This window comes from Mycobacterium sp., from assembly GCF_008709575.1.
Lineage (GTDB): Bacteria > Actinomycetota > Actinomycetes > Mycobacteriales > Mycobacteriaceae > Mycobacterium.
Genome location: NZ_VYIK01000499.1, coordinates 1 through 579 on the forward strand (window position 1 = coordinate 1; position 579 = coordinate 579).

Genomic DNA, 579 nt, shown 5'->3' on the forward strand with positions numbered 1-579 from the left:
CCACTACCAGGGAGGGCAGCATGAATTCCACCCACGAAAACGTCAGTAGATCCAACTTCATCGCCGAGTCCTTGTCCGGGAAGTGGCCGCGGTTCTTGGTGATTTTGCGTAGCTGGAAATTTATGGATTCGATCGCGTTAGTGGTATAGACGATCTTGCGTAGCTCCACCGGATAGTCCAGAAACGGCACGAATTCGGGCCAGGCATTACGCCACACGTCGACCGCGCCAGGATATTGGGCTCCGTAAGTGGTGTCGAATTCCTTAAGCGCCAACTCGGCGGCATCCACTGTGGGGGCACTGTAGATCGCCCGCATCGACGAGGCGACCTTTTTGCGGTCCTTGTAAGACACGAACCGCATCGCATTGCGGATGACGTGTACAACGCAGGTCTGCACGACAGTATCGGGGTAAATCGAGCGGATCGCATCCGGCAGGCCGGTCAACCCGTCGCAGCAGGCGATGAGGATGTCGCGCACTCCGCGGTTGCGCAGGTCGATGATGACCTTCTGCCAAAACCGTGCGCCCTCGCTGTCTTGGATCCAGCAGCCCAGGGCGTGTTTACGCCCGTCGAGGTCCA

The 579-nt window shown here is 58.4% G+C and carries 1 protein-coding gene; it reads right to left on the minus strand.

Annotation, left to right across the window (positions count from 1 at the left end; translation table 11 throughout):
* A partial coding sequence (locus F6Q13_RS19805) for an IS256 family transposase (protein WP_293060093.1) occupies nucleotides 1–579 on the minus strand: 579 nt, incomplete at both ends.